The organism is Streptomyces sp. NPDC020422 (genome assembly GCF_044386705.1).
Classification (GTDB): Bacteria; Actinomycetota; Actinomycetes; order Streptomycetales; family Streptomycetaceae; genus Streptomyces.
This window is the reverse complement of sequence record NZ_JBIRVJ010000013.1, coordinates 40,774-59,314: the sequence shown is the minus strand read 5'-3', so window position 1 is coordinate 59,314 and position 18,541 is coordinate 40,774. Positions and strand designations below refer to the sequence as shown.

The 18,541-nt window shown below is 69.0% G+C and carries 14 protein-coding genes and 1 pseudogene; 5 read left to right on the top strand and 10 right to left on the bottom strand.

The features are described 5' to 3' along the window. Positions 1-20 precede the first annotated feature (20 nt). A complete protein-coding gene (locus tag ACH414_RS30175; protein WP_382540987.1) occupies positions 21-794 on the top strand; it encodes an IclR family transcriptional regulator in 774 nt (257 codons plus the stop codon). Further along, positions 791-1,648 carry an SMP-30/gluconolactonase/LRE family protein gene (locus tag ACH414_RS30170; RefSeq protein ID WP_391768708.1) on the top strand — a complete coding sequence of 286 codons (858 nt, stop codon included), beginning with the start codon at positions 791-793 and terminating at the stop codon, positions 1,646-1,648. Before ACH414_RS30175 ends, ACH414_RS30170 begins: the two co-directional genes overlap by 4 nt. A gap of 82 nt (positions 1,649-1,730) precedes the next feature. Here ACH414_RS30170 and ACH414_RS30165 read toward each other — a convergent pair whose 3' ends face one another. Then, the gene (locus ACH414_RS30165; protein ID WP_398944313.1) at positions 1,731-2,855 is read right to left on the bottom strand and encodes a pectate lyase; all 1,125 of its coding nucleotides are present in this window, start codon (positions 2,853-2,855) and stop codon (positions 1,731-1,733) included. Between the two features lie 282 nt (positions 2,856-3,137). Next, entirely contained in the window at positions 3,138-4,307 is a 1,170-nt protein-coding gene (gene xylA, locus ACH414_RS30160; protein WP_398944188.1) for a xylose isomerase, read from the bottom strand. A 129-nt stretch (positions 4,308-4,436) separates the two neighbouring features. Between xylA and ACH414_RS30155 the strand changes: the two genes are divergently transcribed. Together ACH414_RS30155 and ACH414_RS30150 are read left to right on the top strand one after the other, a co-directional pair. Beyond that, the gene (locus ACH414_RS30155) at positions 4,437-5,990 is read left to right on the top strand and encodes an FGGY family carbohydrate kinase (protein WP_398944186.1); all 1,554 of its coding nucleotides are present in this window, start codon (positions 4,437-4,439) and stop codon (positions 5,988-5,990) included. Positions 5,991-6,102: 112 nt separating this feature from the next. Then, positions 6,103-6,774 carry a hypothetical protein gene (locus tag ACH414_RS30150; RefSeq protein WP_398944185.1) on the top strand — a complete coding sequence of 224 codons (672 nt, stop codon included), beginning with the start codon at positions 6,103-6,105 and terminating at the stop codon, positions 6,772-6,774. 494 nt (positions 6,775-7,268) lie between these two features. Here the strand turns inward: ACH414_RS30150 and ACH414_RS30145 are convergent, their stop codons facing one another. The 5 genes from ACH414_RS30145 to ACH414_RS30125 form a co-directional block, all read right to left on the bottom strand. Beyond that, on the bottom strand, positions 7,269-7,529 hold the full coding sequence (locus ACH414_RS30145) for a hypothetical protein (protein ID WP_398944183.1): 261 nt from the start codon (positions 7,527-7,529) through the stop codon (positions 7,269-7,271). Positions 7,530-7,568: 39 nt separating this feature from the next. Next, the gene (locus ACH414_RS30140; RefSeq protein WP_398944181.1) at positions 7,569-7,691 is read right to left on the bottom strand and encodes a hypothetical protein; all 123 of its coding nucleotides are present in this window, start codon (positions 7,689-7,691) and stop codon (positions 7,569-7,571) included. A 160-nt stretch (positions 7,692-7,851) separates the two neighbouring features. Next, the gene (locus ACH414_RS30135; protein WP_398944180.1) at positions 7,852-8,181 is read right to left on the bottom strand and encodes a hypothetical protein; all 330 of its coding nucleotides are present in this window, start codon (positions 8,179-8,181) and stop codon (positions 7,852-7,854) included. 389 nt (positions 8,182-8,570) lie between these two features. Then, the gene (locus tag ACH414_RS30130) at positions 8,571-8,777 is read right to left on the bottom strand and encodes a hypothetical protein (RefSeq protein WP_398944178.1); all 207 of its coding nucleotides are present in this window, start codon (positions 8,775-8,777) and stop codon (positions 8,571-8,573) included. Continuing rightward, entirely contained in the window at positions 8,774-9,310 is a 537-nt protein-coding gene (locus tag ACH414_RS30125) for a hypothetical protein (RefSeq protein ID WP_398944176.1), read from the bottom strand. Before ACH414_RS30125 ends, ACH414_RS30130 begins: the two co-directional genes overlap by 4 nt. Before the next feature lie 751 nt (positions 9,311-10,061). On the opposite strand from ACH414_RS30125, the gene ACH414_RS30120 reads away from it, so the two are divergent. Next, positions 10,062-10,502: a DUF6879 family protein gene (locus ACH414_RS30120; protein WP_398944174.1), complete on the top strand. Its 441-nt coding sequence runs from the start codon at positions 10,062-10,064 to the stop codon at positions 10,500-10,502. A 183-nt stretch (positions 10,503-10,685) separates the two neighbouring features. On the opposite strand, the pseudogene ACH414_RS30115 reads toward ACH414_RS30120, so the two are convergent. From ACH414_RS30115 to ACH414_RS30105, 3 genes and pseudogenes are all read right to left on the bottom strand, one after another. Beyond that, positions 10,686-11,490: pseudogene (locus tag ACH414_RS30115) on the bottom strand (transposase family protein). Between the two features lie 200 nt (positions 11,491-11,690). Continuing rightward, positions 11,691-12,071, bottom strand: a complete 381-nt coding sequence (locus ACH414_RS30110; protein WP_398944173.1) for a hypothetical protein — start codon at positions 12,069-12,071, stop codon at positions 11,691-11,693. Then, entirely contained in the window at positions 12,068-18,490 is a 6,423-nt protein-coding gene (locus ACH414_RS30105) for an RHS repeat-associated core domain-containing protein (RefSeq protein ID WP_398944172.1), read from the bottom strand. The genes ACH414_RS30110 and ACH414_RS30105 overlap by 4 nt, the downstream gene beginning before the upstream one ends. Positions 18,491-18,541 lie beyond the last annotated feature (51 nt).

The window sequence follows — 18,541 nt, the reverse complement described above, 5'->3', positions numbered from 1 at the left end:
AGAGGGGCGGGGTGACGGCCATGGGGCGTCTCGTACCAGCGGTGACCAGAGCATTCGACATTCTGGAGCTGTTCCTCCAGAGCGACACCACCCTGTCCGCACCCGAGATCACACGAAGGCTGCAGCTCCCGCGCACCACCACCCACGAGCTGCTCACCACCCTCGCCGCCCGCAACTACCTGGCGGCCGTCCCCGAACAGCCCGGCCGCTACCGGCTCGGGGTCCGCACCCACCAGCTCGGCAGCCGCTACGCCGAACAGCTCGACCTCGCCGCCGAGGGCCGGCGCGTCGCCCACGAGATCGCCGAGACCTGCGACGAGACCGTCCACCTCGCCGTCCTGGAGGACCTCGACGTCATCTACATCGCCAAGGTCGACTCCACCCACGCCGTCCGGATGGTCTCCGCCGCCGGCCGCCGGCTGCCCGCCCACTGCACCTCCGTCGGCAAGATGCTCCTCGCCATGCTGCCCGAGTCCGAGCTCGCGGCCCGCATCGACGGCCGCGAACTGGTCGCCATGACCCCCCACAGCATCACCGACCCGGACGCCCTGCGCGCCGAACTCGACGCGATCCGGATCCTCGGGACCGCCACCGAGCAGCGCGAGTCCAACCCCGACGTCTCCTGCGTGGCCGCACCCGTACGGGACGCCTCCGGGCGGGTGGTCGCCGCCCTGTCGATCTCCGTGCCCGTGATCCGCTGGAACGACGAGCGCGCCGTCGAACTCGCCGCGCTCGCCGCCAAGGGCGCCGCCGACCTCTCCGTCAGCCTCGGCCACCGGGACGGCCGGCGATGAGCGACGGCACCCCGATCGAGGTCGCCGTCGCGACGGACGCCGCCCTCGGCGAGGGACCCACCTGGGACCCGGCCGCCGAGCGCCTGATCTGGGTCGACATCCTCGGCTCCCGCGTCCACACCCATCGGCCGGCCGACGGCACCCGCACCGTGACGGACGTCGGCCAGCACGTCGGCGCGGCGAAACCCCGCGCGGGCGGCGGACTCGTCGTCAACCTCAGGGACGGCGTCGGAAGCTACGACCCCGACGGCTCCTTCGCCTGGCTCCACCACGACCCCGTGCCCGGACGCCGCGGCAACGACGCCGCCGTCGCCCCCGACGGCAGCCTGTGGGCCGGGACCATGCGCTACGACGAACGCCCCGGCGGCGGCAGCCTCGTACGCATCGCCCCCGACGGAGGCACGACCACCCTCGTCGACCGGGTCACCATCAGCAACGGCCTCGGCTGGAGCCCCGAGGACCCCCGCTACGCCTACTACGTCGACAGCCCCACCCGCCGGATCGACACCCTGCGCGTCGAGGAGGGGAAGGTCGTCGAACGCCGGCGCTTCGCCACCCTCGCCCCGGGCGCCGGATACCCCGACGGTCTCACCGTCGACGCCGACGGCTGCGTCTGGGTCGCCCTCTGGGACGGCGGCCGGCTGCACCGCTACACCCCCGACGGCATCCTCGACCGGACCGTCCCGCTCCCCGTCCGCCGCCCGACCGCCTGCGCCTTCGGCGGCCCCGGCCTGCGCGACCTGTACGTCACCACCGCCCGCACCGGCCTCGACCGGCCCGAACCGCTCGCCGGTTCCGTGCTCGTCCTGCCGGACGTCGGCCAGGGCCTGCCCGGCACGCCCTTCGCCGGGTGATCGCTCCCGGACCACCGCCTGGCGGGCCTGTCCGGGCCGGGCCGGGCCGGTCCGGGCCGGGCCGGGCCGTTGGGACGCCGGCTCAGTTCATGGTCGAACCGACGGTCGTCGACCCCGTCGTCAGAAACGCCGTCGCCGGCAGCGAACCGTCCGCCTTGCGGGCCCCGTACGCGCTTGCGGGATCGGTGCTCAGAAACGGCGGCGTCGCGATCCCGGAGTCCCAGTTGTTGCCCGCGGAGACCACCGCGGCACCCCTGGAGGCCGGCCCCGATCCGTTGCCGACGGCCAGGTTCTTCCCGAGCCTGGCCGCACCGGTGGCGAAGAAGTAGCCCCACTTGGCGTTGGCGTACGACGTGGTCCGGTTGAGGGCGATCGCACCCCTGTTGCTGTTCTCGGTGAAGCCGTTGCCCGCGTTCCCCCAGGCGGCGGAGTTGTTGACGACATGGGCGACGACCTCGCCGTCGCCGCCGAGCTTGAAGCCGTTGCCGTCCCCCGCGAACGCCGGGTCCGACCAGCGGTTCCTCCCGTTGCCGTACGCCCAGGTGTGCTCGATCGTCACCGGAGTGGACCAGGACCACAGGTCGACGCCGTCGTCGGAGTTGTCGAAGAGCCGTGCCCCGGTGACGAGGTTGTTCCTCCCCGAGCCGAACTTGATGGCGAGCCCGTCGGCGTTCTCGCCGTGGTCCGCGGCGTCGTAGTGCCCGGAGGAGTCGAGATCGCGGACGACGTTGTCGTTGGTGTCGTCCCCGGTCAGCGTGAAGCCCGAGTCGCCGCCGTCGATGGTCCGGATCGAGTTCCAGACCGTCCCGGTGCATGAGGTGCAGACGACCGCGCTGTCCGGGGAGTGCTGGAAGGTGAGCCTCGACACCGTCCAGTGGTCGGCGGTCAGCTTGAAGATCCACGAGCCGGCCGGCAGCTTCGACCCGTCGATCCGGACGGTCTCGGAGCCGTAGGGCTCCAGCCGGATCGGGGCGGCGGCGGTGCCGTTCGCCGTGGACTGGAGGGTGGCGGTGGGGTAGTAGGTGCCGCCCCGGACCTGGACGACGGTGCCGGGGGTGGCGTTCTTCACCGCGTTCGCCAGCTCGGCCGAGTTGGCGACGACGACGGTCGCGGCCTCCGCGGGCGTGGCCAGGGCGCCCAGGCCGGTGGCCGCGGCCAGCACGGCCAGGGCGGTGACGGTGGTGCGCGCGCGTGGGGTACGGGACATGAGGGCGGGTCCTCTCGTGGTGGTCAGGGGAGGGACGTACGCGTGGTGGTAGCCGAAGGAGCAGAGCAGCGCGGTGACCAGGCTCGTCGGCGCGGCGCGGCGCGGCGATGGCGCCGACGAGCGTGCCGAGCCGGTCGGGTCGGTGGTGTCCGTCGGCTCGCCCTTGCCGGACCGCCGTTGCCGCCGCCCCTGCCGGGTGCGGGGTGCCCCGGCACCGGCGGCACCGGCGGCACAGGCGGTACCGGCGGCACCGGCGGCTCGCAACATGGCGCGCCCCGGCGGTCAGCGCACCGCGAGGAGGTGCTCCAGGGCCAGCTGGTCGAGCCGCTCGAAGGCCATCGAGCGCTCGGCGGCGGCGTTGGCGTCGAAGGTCTCGTACGCGGTGGGGTCGCCCAGCAGGCCGGCGAGGCCGTCGGCGGCGGTGGGCACGGACAGTTCGTCGAGGCGGGACGCGGCGAGCGCGGCGCGGACCTCGGGGTCGGAGCGGAAGGCGGCGGCGCGCTGCTTGAGAATCAGGTAGTTGCGCATGCAGTTCTTCGCCGACTCCCACACACCGTCGAAGCCGTCGGTGCGCACGGGCTTGAAGTCGAAGTGGCGCGGACCCTCGTAGCCGGCCGACTCCAGGAGGTCGACCAGCCAGAAGGCCTGGCGCAGGTCGCCCGCGCCGAAGCGGAAGTCCTGGTCGTACTTGATGCCGGACTGCCCGTTGAGGTCGATGTGGAAGAGCTTGCCGGCCCACAGCGCCTGCGCGATGCCGTGCGGGAAGTTGAGGCCGGCCATCTGCTCGTGACCCGTCTCCGGGTTGACGCCCACGAGTTCGGGCCGCTCCAGGCGCTCGATGAACGCGAGGGCGTGGCCGATGGTCGGCAGCAGGATGTCGCCGCGGGGCTCGTTGGGCTTGGGCTCGATGGCGAAGCGCAGATCGTACCCCTGCTCGGTGACGTACTGCCCGAGCAGGTCGAAGGCCTCCTTCATCCGGTCGAGCGCGACGCGCACGTCCTTGGCGGCGCCCGACTCGGCGCCCTCGCGTCCGCCCCAGGCCACGTAGACGGAGGCGCCGAGCTCCACGGCGAGGTCGATGTTGCGGATCGTCTTGCGCAGGGCGAAGCGCCGCACGTCCCGGTCGTTGGCGGTGAAGCCGCCGTCCTTGAAGACCGGGTGGGTGAAGAGGTTGGTGGTGGCCATGGGGACCTTCAGGCCGGTGCGGTCGAGCGCGGCGCGGAAGCGCTTGACCGCCGTCTCCCGCTCGGCTTCTTCCGCTCCGAACGGAATGAGGTCGTCGTCGTGGAAGGTGACGCCGTACGCGCCGAGCTCGGCGAGCCGCTCGACCGACTCGACCGGGTCGAGCGCCGGGCGGGTGGCGTCCCCGAAGGGGTCACGCCCCTGCCAGCCGACGGTCCACAGGCCGAAGGTGAAGCGGTCGTCGGGGGTGGGGGCGAGGTGCTGCGGCATGCCGGCTCCTTCGGGAGGCTGGTCACGGGATTTGTTTTCTGACATAACTAATACCGCCGGGACACGGGCGAGCGCCAGTGTTCGTTCCTCGGCGAGGAGATTCGGAAAGATCGGAAGGAGAGGTGGCCCATGCCGGACCGTCCGGTGGTGATCGGCGTCGACAGCTCCACCCAGTCCACGAAGGCGGCGGTCGTCGACGTGGAGACCGGTGCCCTGCTCGCCGTCGGCCGTACACCGCACACCGTCACCGGCGGCGGGGGAGCCCGCGAGAGCGACCCGGAGGCGTGGTGGACGGCCCTGGGCAGGGCAGTGGCGGCGGGCCTCGAAGAGGCCGCGGTGACTCCCTCCGCGGTCGTCGGCATCGCGGTCGCCGGCCAGCAGCACGGTCTCGTCACCCTCGACGGGGCAGGCCGCCCGCTGCGTCCCGCGCTCCTCTGGAACGACACCCGCTCGGCCCCCCAGGCGGCGGCCCTCACCGCCGCCCTCGGCGGCCCCGAACCCTGGCTCGCCCGCACCGGCTCCGTCCCGGTCGCCGCCGTCACGGCCACGAAGTGGCAGTGGCTCCGCCAGCACGAGCCGGCCACAGCGGCCCGCACCGCGGCCGTGCGCCTCCCGCACGACTTCCTCACCGAACGCCTCAGCGGGGAGCCGGTGACGGACCCGGGCGACGCGTCGGGGACGGGCTGGTACGGCGCGGGCACGGACACGGAGACGGGCGCGAGCCGTGCGAAGCCCGATGGGGACACAGGAGGCCCCGCCCTCACCACCGCCGCCACACCGGCTGCCTACGACACCGGCATCCTGGACCTCCTGGGCCTCGACCCGGCCCTGCTCCCGACCGTCGCCCCGACCGGTGGCACCCGTGTCGGCGGTCTGACCCGCGCGGCGGCCGAGGCGCTCGGCCTGCCGGAGGGCATCGCCGTCGCCGCGGGAACGGGCGACAACATGGCCGCCGCCGTGGGGCTCGGCCTGGGCGGCACCGGCCTCCTTGACCACCCGGTCGTCAGCCTGGGCACCTCGGGCACGGTCTTCGCCGCCACGCGCGCTCGCCCCGCGAGCCCCGGCATCTCCGGATTCGCCGCCACGGACGGCACGTACCTGCCGCTCGGCTGCACCCTCAACTGCACGCTCGCCGTCGACCGCATCGCAGGCCTCCTCGGCCTGGACCGCGAGGACGCGGCGCCCGGCGAAGGCCTCGTCCTCCTGCCGTACCTCGACGGCGAACGCACCCCCGACCTGCCCCGCGCCACCGGCCTCCTCACCGGCCTGACGCACGCCACCACCCCGCGCGCCCTGCTCGGCGCGGCCTACGAGGGCGCCGTCTTCACCGTGCTGCGCGCCCTCGACGAACTGCTCACCGCCTGCGGCCTCGACCCCGCCGATCCGTCCGTACGCGACCGCCCGCTCCGCCTCATCGGCGGCGGTTCGCGGGGCGGCGCCTGGACGGAGACCGTCCGCCGGCTCTCCGGCCGCGCCCTCGTGATCCCCGCCGCCACCGAACTCGTCGCCCTCGGCGCCGCCGCACTCGCCGCGGCGGCGGCCACCGGGACGGACCCGGTGGCGCTCGCCGCGACCTGGGGCACGGGCGCCGGGAAGACGCTGGAGCCGGTGGCCCGGGACGAGGAGACGTGGGGACGGATCGAGAAGGTGCTCGACCAGAGCGCGCCCACCCTCCTCGCCTGACGCCCGCCCCCACTCCGGGGGCGGGGCCCCACCCTCGTCGCCGTGACTCCAAAGGAAGGAGTCGCGGTGTGGCACCCGCGGGTGGGGCGGCGGCGTGTGGGCCAATGGCGCCATGTCGAGGACTCGTCGATTCGGGCGCCTGCGACGCGCGGCGACCCGGCGCCGCCGCCCGCAACCGCGCGAAGCCGCCGCGTTTCCGCGGCTGACCCTGTTGCTGCTGAGCCTGCCGGGCATCGCGGCGGTGGCGGCGCTGCTGTTCACCTGGCTTCAGGTGGGCCAGGCGGGCAAGGAGCTGCGGATCGCGGAGAAGGGCCAGATCACGACCCGCTTCAACACCGCGATCGGCAACCTGGGGTCGCAGTCGATGGACGTCCGGTTGGGCGGCATCTACGCGCTGGAACGCATCATGAAGGACTCCGCGGAAGACCAGCCCTCGGTCGTCTCCGTGCTCACCGCGTACGTACGCCGGCACGCGCCCGTGCCCGCCACCGCCGCCGCACCTCCCGCGGACGTCCACGCCGCGATGAACGTGCTCGTCCGCCGCCGTCCCGATCGGGACGGCGACGATCTTCTGCTCCTGCGACTCCAGTCCTGCGCTGCGCCCGAGCCGGTATGTGTCCCGGACGCGGTCGAGATGCGCGTCCCGTTGTCGATCGGCGGGCGGTGTGCTGTCTCCCGTCGAGCAGCCGGCAGGACACCGCACACCGTCACGGACCAACTCCCCCGAGCTTGCATGATCGCGAGGCTATTAACACGCTCCTGCCGGATTCCTCCACGGACTTAGGGTCATTGTCGACGGAGTTGAGGAAATGCCCCTCACAGCCAAGCAACGGCGCATAAGGTCTCAGTGCTACGGCTGATGCTCACCCGTCCCGCTCGCCTGCTCACGCGTGCAGGTCGAACACACCTCATGGTGAAGGGAGAGTGGAATGGGAAAGCACTCCAAGCCGGGGCAACGGCCTACTGGCCGCCGAGTCTGGCTGCTCGTCCAGATCGCGATCTGGCTGAGTAACGCCTTCGGCGACCAGTAGCCCTGGGGGCGCCGGTCGTTCAGGAGTGCCAATCTTTCACGGCCGGCGTCCGTACTCACCTGCAAACGATGCACACCCGTGTGGGGTGTTCAACGCTTCCGAGCATAGCTAGCCGAGCGGCCCTTCGTCCCTTATAACTCACAACCAAGAGGGTTGTGAGTTAAGTCAAAAGGGTCAAGAACGTCGGGCCGATCCCCTGAACTGGTCCGTTTCCCACTCGGGCAGTTTCCTAAGTTCGTCAGACAGCTCACCGGCGGCCGTCGAAGCGGATGCCATAGCCTGGCGGAAGGGTGTCGAGCTGGTCCGCGTCGGCCAGTTCGGCGAGGCCGTGCACGGCGGCGTCCATACGGTCTGGGCTGTCCATGCCTTCGACCCAGGTGACCATCTGGTCTTCCAGCTCGGTGTACTCGCCGACGTGGTGGACGAGCTGCTGCTCGTACAGCTGGGCCACGGGCGCCGCGCGGAGCCGCTTGCCGACCTTTGCGGTGACCTCCAGGATCATCGGCATGAGCAGGCCCTTCGTGACGCCGTCCCTGCGCAGCTGCTCTCACGCCTGGGTGACCACTTGCTTCGCCATGTCTCCGCCGTAGTTCTTCTCCACCACGATGGCGTCGGCCTTGAGCTCCAGAGCCAGGCGGCAGGCGGTCAGGCCCCAGTCGTTGGCGCCCATCGAGCCCGACCGGTCGGCGAGGACGTACAGCTGCCGGTCGAAGTCTCGGGCGACACCGACGATGCCGGTCTCGTCGCCGACGGTGCTCGACGACGATGCCAGCCATGTCGAGGCCGGAGAACTGGACAGCGTTGATGCGGGCGTTGTCGATCCACTTGCGCTACCACACGCCGCCCTCGGGCGGGCGGGGCTTCTGCATGTAGAGGGCGCCCCAGACGCGTTCGCCGACGCGCTTGCGGGTCTTGGCGTGGTGGGCGGCGTCGAAGCGTTCGGGCCACAGTGCCTCCCCGGGCGCGCGGCCGAGGGGATCGTCCGGGCTGTCGGCGGGGGCGGGGAGGTCGATGACGCGCCAGGCGTCGCGCTCGGTGGCGAGGATCCGGCCAGCGAGGTCGTCCTCGTGCCAGCGGGTCTGGATCAGGCAGATGGCGCCGGTGGGTTCGAGTCGGGTCTGGATGACGGAGGTCCACCAGTCCCAGGCACGCCTGCGCATGGTCGGGGGGCGGGGTCCGCCATGTCCTTGACCGGGTCGTCGACGATGGCGATGTGTGCGCCGCTGCCGGTCAGGCCGCCGACGAGGCCGGCCGGGAGGAGTCCGCCTTCGCTGCCGACGATGTCGAAGTGGTTGGCGGCCTGGATGCCGTGCTTGAGCTGGAGGCCGAGGTCGTCGCCCCAGGTGAGGATGGCGTCTCGGATCCACCGGCCGTGGTCGTCGGCGAGGTCGGGGGAGTAGCTGGCGATCATCAAGCGGTGGCCGGGGTTACGCCGCAGGTACCACAGCGGGGCCCAGCGCGAGGCGCGTCGGCTCTTGCCGTACCGCTGGGCATGGTGAGCATGACGCGTCGCACCGGCCTTCGGCCATGTCGATGAACGCCTGGTCGATCAGGTCAAGATGAGGGGCTGCATCTCGTGGCCGCGGGTGAGCACGGCGGCGAGAGTCCCCGGCGAGCGGTCCATCGCGAGCTGCCGTTCGGCGCGAACGAGCTCAGCCCGAAGTTCCGGGGAGACGGACCGGGCTATGGAGCGGCGCTGCGCCGGCGGCAGCGTCGTGTAGCGGGCGGCGATGCCCGCGGTGTCCCGGGCCCTCATTCGGTGTCCGGGTCGGTGAGCGCGATCAGCTTCTCCAGCTCGTCCACCATGGCGCTCTCGACCTGGACCGGCCCGCCGTCCGGGCCGGACAGCTCGGTGCGGACGGGCATGTCGAGGCCGAGGAGCCGGGCGCGGCGCTCCATGATCCGCAGGGTGCGGTCGATGGCCGCGAGGTCCTGGTCGCGGACGGCCTTCTTGTAGGCGACGAAGAACAGCCGGTCGAGCCGGTCTGCCTCCAGGGCGCGGAGTTCATCGACGTCGTCGGCCAGTTCGGCTCGCCGGTCGGCGAGGGCCTGGCGGACATCGCGGCAGGCGGCGTGGATCAGGGCCTCGTTGCTCGGCGGGTCCTGCTCCTTCCGGTATCGCTTGCTGCCGTAGCCCTGCGGGTAGGCGATGCTGTCGCTGTTGACGGCGGGGTCGGCAGCGAGCTTGCGGGCGATCGTCAGCCAGTCCACGCCGGCGAGGCGTAGGTCGATGGCGTCCGAGCGGCGGCGCGCGATGGCCGCACGCGCGGCCTTGTCGGGGCGTCCCACGTCGGGGTCCTTCACGGCTCGGGTGCGCCCCCGCGCCCAATCTCATGATCGCACCACTCACCAGCACATCGCACCGGGCTGGCACCTGGTGCCATGGCCGGGCCATGGCCCCTCAACGCATCCTGGCGGTGACCCAAGTGCTTCGGCATAGCCGGATATCCCAAGATTCCTCTTGCAGCTGCCCCGTCTACTGAACTTGAACTCGTGATGTCGGTCGAGTCGTGGTGACGGCCTCAGGGTCCGAGACCGCCGACTGTTACCGGCTCGGGTTCAGGACGATGACTGTACTGAACTTGACTGGGTGATGTCGGACCGTTCGCCTGACGGCGGTCGGTCCGCTCCGGTAGCCCTGGACCGTGAGATACGCGCAGGGCTGCGGGTTGACCGACGCCGAAAGGGTTGGCCAACCCCTGTGGTGCGGGTACGCGATCGGGGCCCGGGGCGCGTGTCGATGGCGGGCATATAACCTGATACAAGCCCGGCGAGCGATCCCGGCTGATCTACCGGATCCGTGAGTACCGAGGCCGCCAGGGTGAGCCGAAGGGCTTCGGCTGGCGTGACTTCCGCGACCTCATAGTCCGTGCTCACATCCAGCTCGGAACCCCGATTTTGCTCGTGTGAGACAACGTCCGCCTCCACCTGACCGCCGGCATGAAGCACTTCATCGCGGCGAACGCCGACTGGCTCACCGTCTTCCAGTTGCCGACCTGAGCCCTCCGATCTGAACCTGACCGAGGGCATATGGTCGCTGGTGAAGCGTGACCTGGGCAACCTTGCCGCCGCGGACCTCGGACAGATCACAGAGGGCGAGGACATGGGCCCCGAGTGGGACGACAACCCGTGGGTGCGTTCCGTGACGGACAAGGGCAAGCGGGTGTCCCGCGTCCATGTCCTCACCTCACCGCTCACCGACTACCTGCGCTACGAGCTCGCGGCCTACCCGGGCAACATCAAGGCCGGTGAGTCCATCGGCCTCATCGACCTCGCCGAGCAGGCCGTGGAGGGTCTGTCGGATCACGACTTCTGGCTGTTCCACGACCGGGACCTGTACCGGATGCACTACACCGAGGGAGACGCGTTCCTGGGCGGCGAGCTGCTGCCCGCCGACCGGCTGGCGGAGTATCGCGGCTACCGGGAGAGGGCCCTGTGCGCCGCTGTGCCGTTCGCGGCCTACTGGGAGCGGCACCGTTGAGCACGCGGGGTTTCTGCCGCCCGCCGCAGGCTCATTTATGCGAACACGCGCATCGTCCCGTTCTTGCATGGACGGCTATTCGGCAGCCCCGTAAGGTCGTTGGTCATCAGGTCCGCCCCGGGCCTGTCGCGAAGGGGGAAACCCATGGCACGTTAGGAACTGACCCGGCTCACTGAGCCTTTTTCATCCTGCATAGCCGCAGGTCAGCAGGGTGTGGGCGGCCCAGACGATGGTGCAGATGCGGCGGGTGGAGCATCTGGCTCGTCGGAGGATGTGCCAGGACTTCAGCTGCGCGAAGGCCCGTTCTCCCGGGGCCCTCAGTCTGGGGTGATCGCGGTTGAACTGCTGGTAGTGCTCGGGCTGTTCGCGGAGGTGGTACGGGGTGCGGAAGGTGGCGCCGGCGCCCTGGTAAGGCGCGGTCCGCAAGGACGAGGATCTGCCGGGTGAGGCAGGCCTGGACGATGCCATGGGCGCGTGCCGCGGTCAGAACGTGGGTGTGGCCCGGTGTCGCGCGGGAGAACCACAGCGGCGTGCCATCGGGACGGGTGATGACCTGCACATTCATGCCGTGCTTGCGGTGCTTCATCGAGTAGTACGGCTCGTCGGCGGCGATGCGGTCGGTGGGAATCAGGGCGCCGTCGACGATGACGAAGCCGCCCTCACCCAGCCCGGTCAGGGCCTCGTGCAGGCTAGGCGCCCACGCCGAGAGAACGTCGAGAGTCGCGTCGACGTAGCGCCAGGCAGTGGCTGTGGCGATGCCGAAGCCGGCTGCCAGGGCGGGCAGCGTCTTGTTCTTGCGCAGGTGCACCAGCGCGAGCAGAGCGTGCTGGAAGCACCCCAGCTTCCGTCACCGCGAGCGGCGTTCACACCTTCGTGCCTAGATGAGCCAGGAAACGTGCTCGACCAGCTCATGCGGGACGTCGACCGTGGCACGATACGGGACCAAACGAGGCTCCTCGGACGATGCGTGGTGCGTAGAGAACGCCACCGCAACGACCAGGAGCCTCGTCTCGTTGCGCACCCCCGCTGACCTGCCACTTCACCCGCAGAGACAGGATGAAAACGGCTCAGTGACAGCTCCCCCTGCTGAACAATAGGCCACAGGAAAGCGTGTTCATTGGTGAAACAAATAGGTCCCGCAGGCATTCCTGCGGGACCTATTTGGATACGTGCTACACGGAGGTCACCCTAAGAGGATCGGGCTACGGGATCTTCCGCCGTGATTTCATCGCGAACCGCTTCAAACTCTGCCTCTGCTTCCGGTTCACGCTCCATCATGAGCTCCCAGAATTCCCCCGACAGCCATTTTGGCGGACCCAGAAGAACTCCACCGCCGGGAAGGGTTACAACGCCCCAGAGTGATGGGATCACGTCGGAAACCTGCTCGAAGTATCGGCTGTTGTAGAGGCCTGCAAGGCTGCCCCTGGATGGCTCGATTCGAAGAAGAGTCGAGCCATCGCTCTCCGCGTGCAGCTCCAGTACCACGTACTCCCTCCCCGCCTCGAACACGTACCTGCCGTCCAAGGGGTCAGGCGCTTGCGCAGGGGGCCCTAGGTAGCGAACCCTCATTGCTTCCCTCCTCCACCAAACTTGACTTTGTAGTCGTAGTAGTATATCTCCCCGCTTACTTTATTTCGATAGAAATGAATGTCGAACGTTCCATCTCGCCCAGGAGAGTTGAGCCTTGGAGTAGCGTACTTTCCCCACTGCTCCGCTCCACCGTGCGCGGCGAAGTAATCCTTCAGGTGCTGGTTCCCCATCTGGGTTCCCTTTTGGATGAGAGTGGATCTCGCGATGATCTCGTCAACCAGGAGGCCATCCTTGGTGAACATACTGGCGGCTGCTGACGCGTCCACTTCGTACTGTAGTTGCTGTCCGAGTCGGGAAGCATTGGCGCTATTCACTGCCCCGTTGTATGCGGGGCGCGTGGGAAGGCTTCCTCCTGCGGCTCCGCCAGTGCCGATTTCAGACACAGTTTCTGCGCAGCCTGCGGGGTTGGCGAGGCAGGCGGCTGCGATTTCTGGGCCGACGGCGGCGGCTACGGGGGCTCCGGCGACTACGACTCCGGCGCCGATTGCGATGCCGAGGACGACCTTCTGCCAGGTTTCCAGCGGAGGTCGGGCGCTCCAGTCGGCGTCGCTGACGGCGGGGTTGTAGTTGGGGTTGGTTCCCATGGCCCAGCCGTGGAAGGTGACTTCCTTGGGCTTCGGCTTGATCGGAACGAAGGAAACGGAGCCGCGAGGGGCGTAGCGGCTGTTGTTGGCGCTTCCGATGTAGGTGGTGACGGTGACGGTGCCGCGGCCCTCGATAGGGGCTTGCTGGACGTTCTTCCAGTACCAACCGTGGCTGGTGTTCACCCAGGTCGAGCCGTGGTGCTTCTTGCTGTAGTCGGCGTCGCCGCGCGGGGTGTCGGTGGGGCCGAGGGGCCGGAGGCCGTCGGGGTCGGAGGAGCTGACGGGGCTGTTGTTGGCGTAGTTATAGCCGTTCATCTGCTGGGATTCGGTCACGTCAAGGACGGGATCGACGGAGATGAAGCGGCCGGTGGCCGGGTCGTATTCGCGCGCGCCGAGGTGGACGAGTCCGGTGGTGTCCTTCTCGTCGAAACCGCCGACGAAGCTCTTGGTGCCGGGCCACGTGCCGGTCGCTGTGCCGCGGCTCTCGCCAAAGGGGGAGGTGCGGCGCTGGGAGAGGGCGAGGTCGGTGGCGTTGACCGCGAGGTTGCCCGTGGCCTGGTGGTCCGCAAGGGTGAAGGCGAAGGTGCCGTCGTTGTTGCGGATGGCCTGATGGCCGTCACCGAGGGAGAAGTAGCGGGTGGCCTTGGTGGCTGTCGCGTCCTTGTCGAGGGTTACCTCAGTGTGCCCGAGGTGGAGAGTGGTCTTGGCCGGGGTGCGCGTGATGAGGCGGTTGCCGTCGGCGTCGTAGACGTACTTGGTGGTACTGGCGCCGGTGGTGGCGGTGGAGAGGTGGCCTTCGGCATCCCAGGTCAGGCTCTGGCTGCCGCGCTGGGTGGCGTTGCCGAGGGCGTCGTAAGTGAAGGCCTCGGTGACGGGCGCGTTGGTCCCCTGGGTGGTGCTGACGCCGGTGAGCTGGTTGGCGTCGGCTGTGCCGGGGGGCGTGTAGTTGTAGGTGCTCTTGGTGTCCTTGCTGGTGTCGCCGCCCGGGTCATGGGCCGTGCGAGAGAGACGGTTGCCCGCCTTGTCGTAGGTGTAGGAGTGCCAGTAGGGGGCGGGGCCGCCCAGGTCACTGGTTGCCGGCGCGGCTGCGCAGGTGGCGGTCTTGGCGGTCCAGGCCTCGGTGAGCCGGCTGAGGTAGTCGTAGGTGTAGCACTGGTTGTCGGTTCCGCTGCGGGAGACGTCGCTCTGGCTGAGGATGTGGCCGGCTTCGTCGTAGCGGTAGGTGATGTTGCGGTCGACGCCGTTCTGGCCCTGGCGGTCCACGCGGGTGGTCGCCGGGCGCTGGGTCCCCCACTCGTAGGTGTTGGTGACCTGAGTCTTGTTGACGCTGTTGGTCAGGCCCATCGTGTACTGCATGGGCTTGCCGGTGAGGCTGTACGAGATGGACGTGGACATGCCCTCACCGAAGACGGTGATGGGGCGCAGGGTCTGGTCCTCGTAGGTGTAGTTAGAGCTTCCTCCGGGCAGTGCACCTGCGGCCGAGTAGGAGACGCCGGCTACAAGTCCTGAGGGCTTGTAGGTGGTGGCGGTCTGGTACGTGCCTTGCAGCAGGCCTTCGGCTGCGGGGATGACGACAGCGGTCCGGGTTGCCCGGTAGAGGCGGTCGTAGGCCGTCACCTTCGTGGTGTATGCCTGGCCGTTGTCGTATCGGGTGGATTCCGCCAGCTTGCCCTTGGCGCCGGTGAGCGTGTCGTAGATCCACTTGGCGCGGAGGGTTCCGGTGATGCTCTTTTCGCGGACTTCGGTCTTGCGGCCGAGGTTGTCGTAGGTGAAGAACAGCTTGCCGAGGTTCGGATCGTCGTCGTTGCGGGCGTCCGTGGTCGAGGTGAGCTGACCGCGGTCGTCGTAGGTGCTGGTCAGGGTGCCCTTGGCAGGGTCCTTGCTGGTGACCTGGCGGCCCTGCTGATCGTAGACGTAGGTCCAGCTGTTGCCTGCGGGGTCGGTGACCTTGCTCAGTTCGCCGCGCGGGGTGTGCTCGTACTTTGTTGTGTCGTACGTGCTGTCCGGGGTGTTCTGATGGTGCTGGCGCCGCTCGATCGTGTTACCGCGGGCATCATCCAGCGTCGTGGTGGCTGTTCCTCCCTGCGGCGGCAGTACGGTGATGCGGTCGCCGCTGTAGATGGTCTTAGTGGTCTGGAGGACGGCTCCGCCGTCGCCGTTGCCGGCGATCTGCTTGACCTCGACCGGGCGGCCCGTGCCGTCGTAGGACGTGAGCGTTTGGGTCTCCACCGCGAGAGCGTCGACGGGCTTGAAGATGCCGGTCTGCGGTGCGCCCTCGGTGTAGTACGGCGCGAAGCTGCGGGTGACCAGGCCCCGCTCGTCGTAGAACGTGTCGGTCAGGATGCGGCCACCGTTGGGTCCGGGTTCCTGTGTCTGACGCAGGCGGAGCTGTCCGTCGTAGAGGTTGTAGCTGGTGATCTGTCCGCCGTTGTTGTCGAGCTTCTTGGTACCCACTGCCACCGGCTGTCCTTCGGCGACGGTGTAGGTGAACTCGAAGTTAGGCGTCAGCGTGTTGTTGCGGTCGGCGAGCCAGATCTTGGAGGTGCGGCCGAGGGCGTCCAGGGTGGTCTGGGTGCTGTTGTTGTTGGTGTCGGTCTCCTTGACGACCTGACCGCGCAGCGGGTCGATGTCGCGTGTTGTGGTCTGGGTCGTGGTGTTGTCCAGGGCCTTGGCCGGCGGGGTGGTGCTCTTGATCTGCGTGGGTATGCCGGAGGCCGGCGTGTACGCCGTGGTGGTGGTCCGTCCGTCTGCGCGGACAGTTCGGACCGGGGCTCCGGTGCCGGTGACGGTGACGTCGGCGGTCAGGTCGGTGAAGGTCAGCTGGCGGCCGTAGGAGTCGTAGGTCACGCCCGACTCGAGGTAAGTGGCCTTGGTCCCGTCGTGAGACTTCAGGGTCGCCGTCGCGGTCGCGTCACCCTTGGTGGGGGCGGCTCCGTATGCGCCTCCGTCATAGGCGGTGCGGACGTCGGAGAGAACCGCCTTCGAACGATCGGGGGTGGTGGCGCAGGCGCCGGACACCGTCTCCACGCGGGAGGTTCGGTTCAGGATGTTCGCAGTGGTGTTGGTGGCGTAGTCGGTGCGGGTGCACTGGTCATCCGCCGCGGTGGAGTCGTCCGCGAAGTCGTCGACCTGGATGGCTCGGCCGGTGGCGTCGTCGAAGGTGGTCTGCTTCGAGGTGGTGCGCCACTTGGAACCGGCACCTTGGTCGAGGCTGTCCCATGTGCGGGTGTTCTCGATGCCGGTGTACTCGGCGGAGATCGTGCCCCAGGTGCGGGTCTTGCTGGCGGTCTGGTGGTGCCAGGGGCGGTTCACCGTCTTGGAGAGGATCTTGCCGCTGGGCTTGTCGAAGACGACCGTCTTGTATTCAAAACCGGCCCACGTGTCATGGTCGGTTATCGGATCGCCTTCGCCCTCGTCGAGGGCGAAGGCGACGTCCTTCTTGGCGGTGCCGCTGGTGTTCTGGCGGTCCTGGTCCATGCCGCGCAGGAAGTAGTGCTCTTCCTGGCTCTTCATGGCGCTGTCGTCGCCCTGCCCGCCGGTGCGGACCCGGACGTGGCCGTATCCACGCCACTGGGACCAGGTGCGTTCCTTGTCCTTGGTCAGGCCGTCGTCGTCCCAGTGCCAGGCCGCTCCGTCGAGGTAGTCGTAGCGGGTGACCTGGTCGGGCGAGCCACCCGTGCGGTCGGTGTCGGTGACCGAGGTGGTGACGTACTTGTTGAACCAGTGGATGAACGCTGTTTCGTTGTTTCCGCCGCCGTAGTACTGCGGGAAGCAGCGCGTGGTGTTCGTCTCGGGCGTGGGCAGGTTTCCGGCGGTGCAGGCAGGGGGCGAGTAGTTGACGCTGCTCTGGCCTCCGGTCTCGTCCGCGATCGACGACAGGCGGGACTTGATGAACGGGGCGAATCCGTCACCGGTCATGTCCAGCCTGTTGGGCAGCTGCGTGTACCCCAGTGTGGTCTTCGGCAGGGTGATCGACGGCGTTGCCGTGTAGCCGGTGCGCTGGATGCTGTCGAGCAGCAGCTGGTAGTCGGTGTCGGCCATGCCCCAGCGGTGGGTGAACTTCCAGGAGTCGACCTTGCCGTAGGTGCCGTCGCCCTTGAGTACCTGGGTGGTCACGTCCGTCAGGCGCTTACGTGTCCAGAAGCTGGGCGAGAGGCGGCCCTGGTCGCAGTCCGTGCCGGCCTTGCAGTTCAGGTCCCACGGGGTGTCGTACCAGTAGGCAGACTTGGTGTCGATCGTGTCGGGCGCGCAGGTGACCCCGGTCTCGGGCAGGCAGCGTTCTTCGCTGGTGAACACGACCTGGCCCAGGGGCTTGTCCGCGTACATGTTCGCGGATTTGAGGCCGTAGTCGATTCGCTCCAGGTAGCCGCCGCGGACGTAGGGGGTGTCGTCGGCCGCCTTCAGGTTGCGTCCGTAGGAGTTGGTCTCCTTGGCGTACTTGTACGACATGGCGTTGCTGTGGGTGTCCACGACGAAGTCGAGGTTCCAGCGCCATGCCTGCTGGCACCAGGAGTCGGCGAATGCGGTGGCGTGGCATGGTTCGGTGTCGTTGTTGCCGAAGACCGGGACAGTCCACGTGGAGTCCGTGGTGTTCTGGCCCGTGGCCCAGCCGGGAAGCCGGTTGTAGCCGAAGTAGTAGCGGGTGCCGTCCGGGGTGGTCAGCTCCCAGTACTCGCCGTCGTTGTCGCCGTTGCCGCGGGCGGTGTCCTTCAGGCGCGTGACCTTAGTCCCGTCGTCGTTCTGCAGCTTCCACGTGTCGGTGCCGGTGGGGACGAGTTCACCGCCCTTGCCGTTGAAGGTGAGGAAGGCGTTGTCGTACGTCCAGCAGAGGTCACCGGGCTTGGATCCGTCGCCGTTCTTCTCACCGTCGTCGGCGCAGGGCTTGTAGCGGCGCTCGATGAAGCCAGGGGCGTACTCGAAGCCGTCACCGATCCAGGAGCCCTGGTTGTTGGTGGAGGTGGTGCGGCCGTCGATGCTCTGTGCCGAGTAGCTCAGGCCGACGCTCGGGGACATCGCGCCGGGGACCTGGGGCACCGGCATCGGGTACTGCCAGGTGAAATCACCGGTATTCAGGTTCGTCTGCCAGGCCGAGGACGGCGAGAGGCTGGTGGCCTTGTAGGTGCCGGTGTCGCCTTCGGCGGAGGCGGTGGCGGCCAGGACGGTCATCCCGGTCATGCGCAGGTTGACCGCGTCGGCGGTCAGTGTCTGCTGCTCGGGGTCGGTCTTCGTCGTCAGGGGCGTGCCCTGGCGGCATGCGGCCTTCTCGGGGGTGGTGAGCGCGCACTGCGGCAGTTCGACCAGGTGAAGCCGGGAGGTGTATCCGCCACCGAAGGCTTCGGCGAAGTCGGCGTAGTCGACGGTGACGGCGACCTTGCGCGGGGTGTGGGTGGTGTCCGTCGTGGTGGCGGTCTTGGCACGGGAGGCGGATGCCGGTTCGACGGTGAACATCAGCCCGTTGACGCCTGCTCGCTTGGCGTGGGCATGGTCGAGGGTCTGAGTCTGGAGGGTCGCTTCGGCGGGGTTCTTCTCGTTCTTCGCCGGGGCGATGGACAGGGGAAGGCGGCCGGCCCGCTGCGCCGTGCCCGTCTGGGCGCCGGTGGTTGCGGGCAGGGTCACCGTGGCCTTGGCCGGGGTGGGCCAGGCTGCCTTGGGGGGCGTGCCGGGTGTGCGGGGGCCCTTGGACAAGGTCCGCGGGCGGACGTGGATGCCGTCCTTGCCGGCGACGGGCTTCTCAGATGCGGGTACGGCGACGAGTCCATTGATCTGTGCCGCGTTCGCGGTCGTCGCGGCTGTCTGAAGCAGGCTGCCGACCATCAGGGTCGAAAGGACTATGGAGATGCGCCTGCGTGAGCCCGTTCGCCAGAA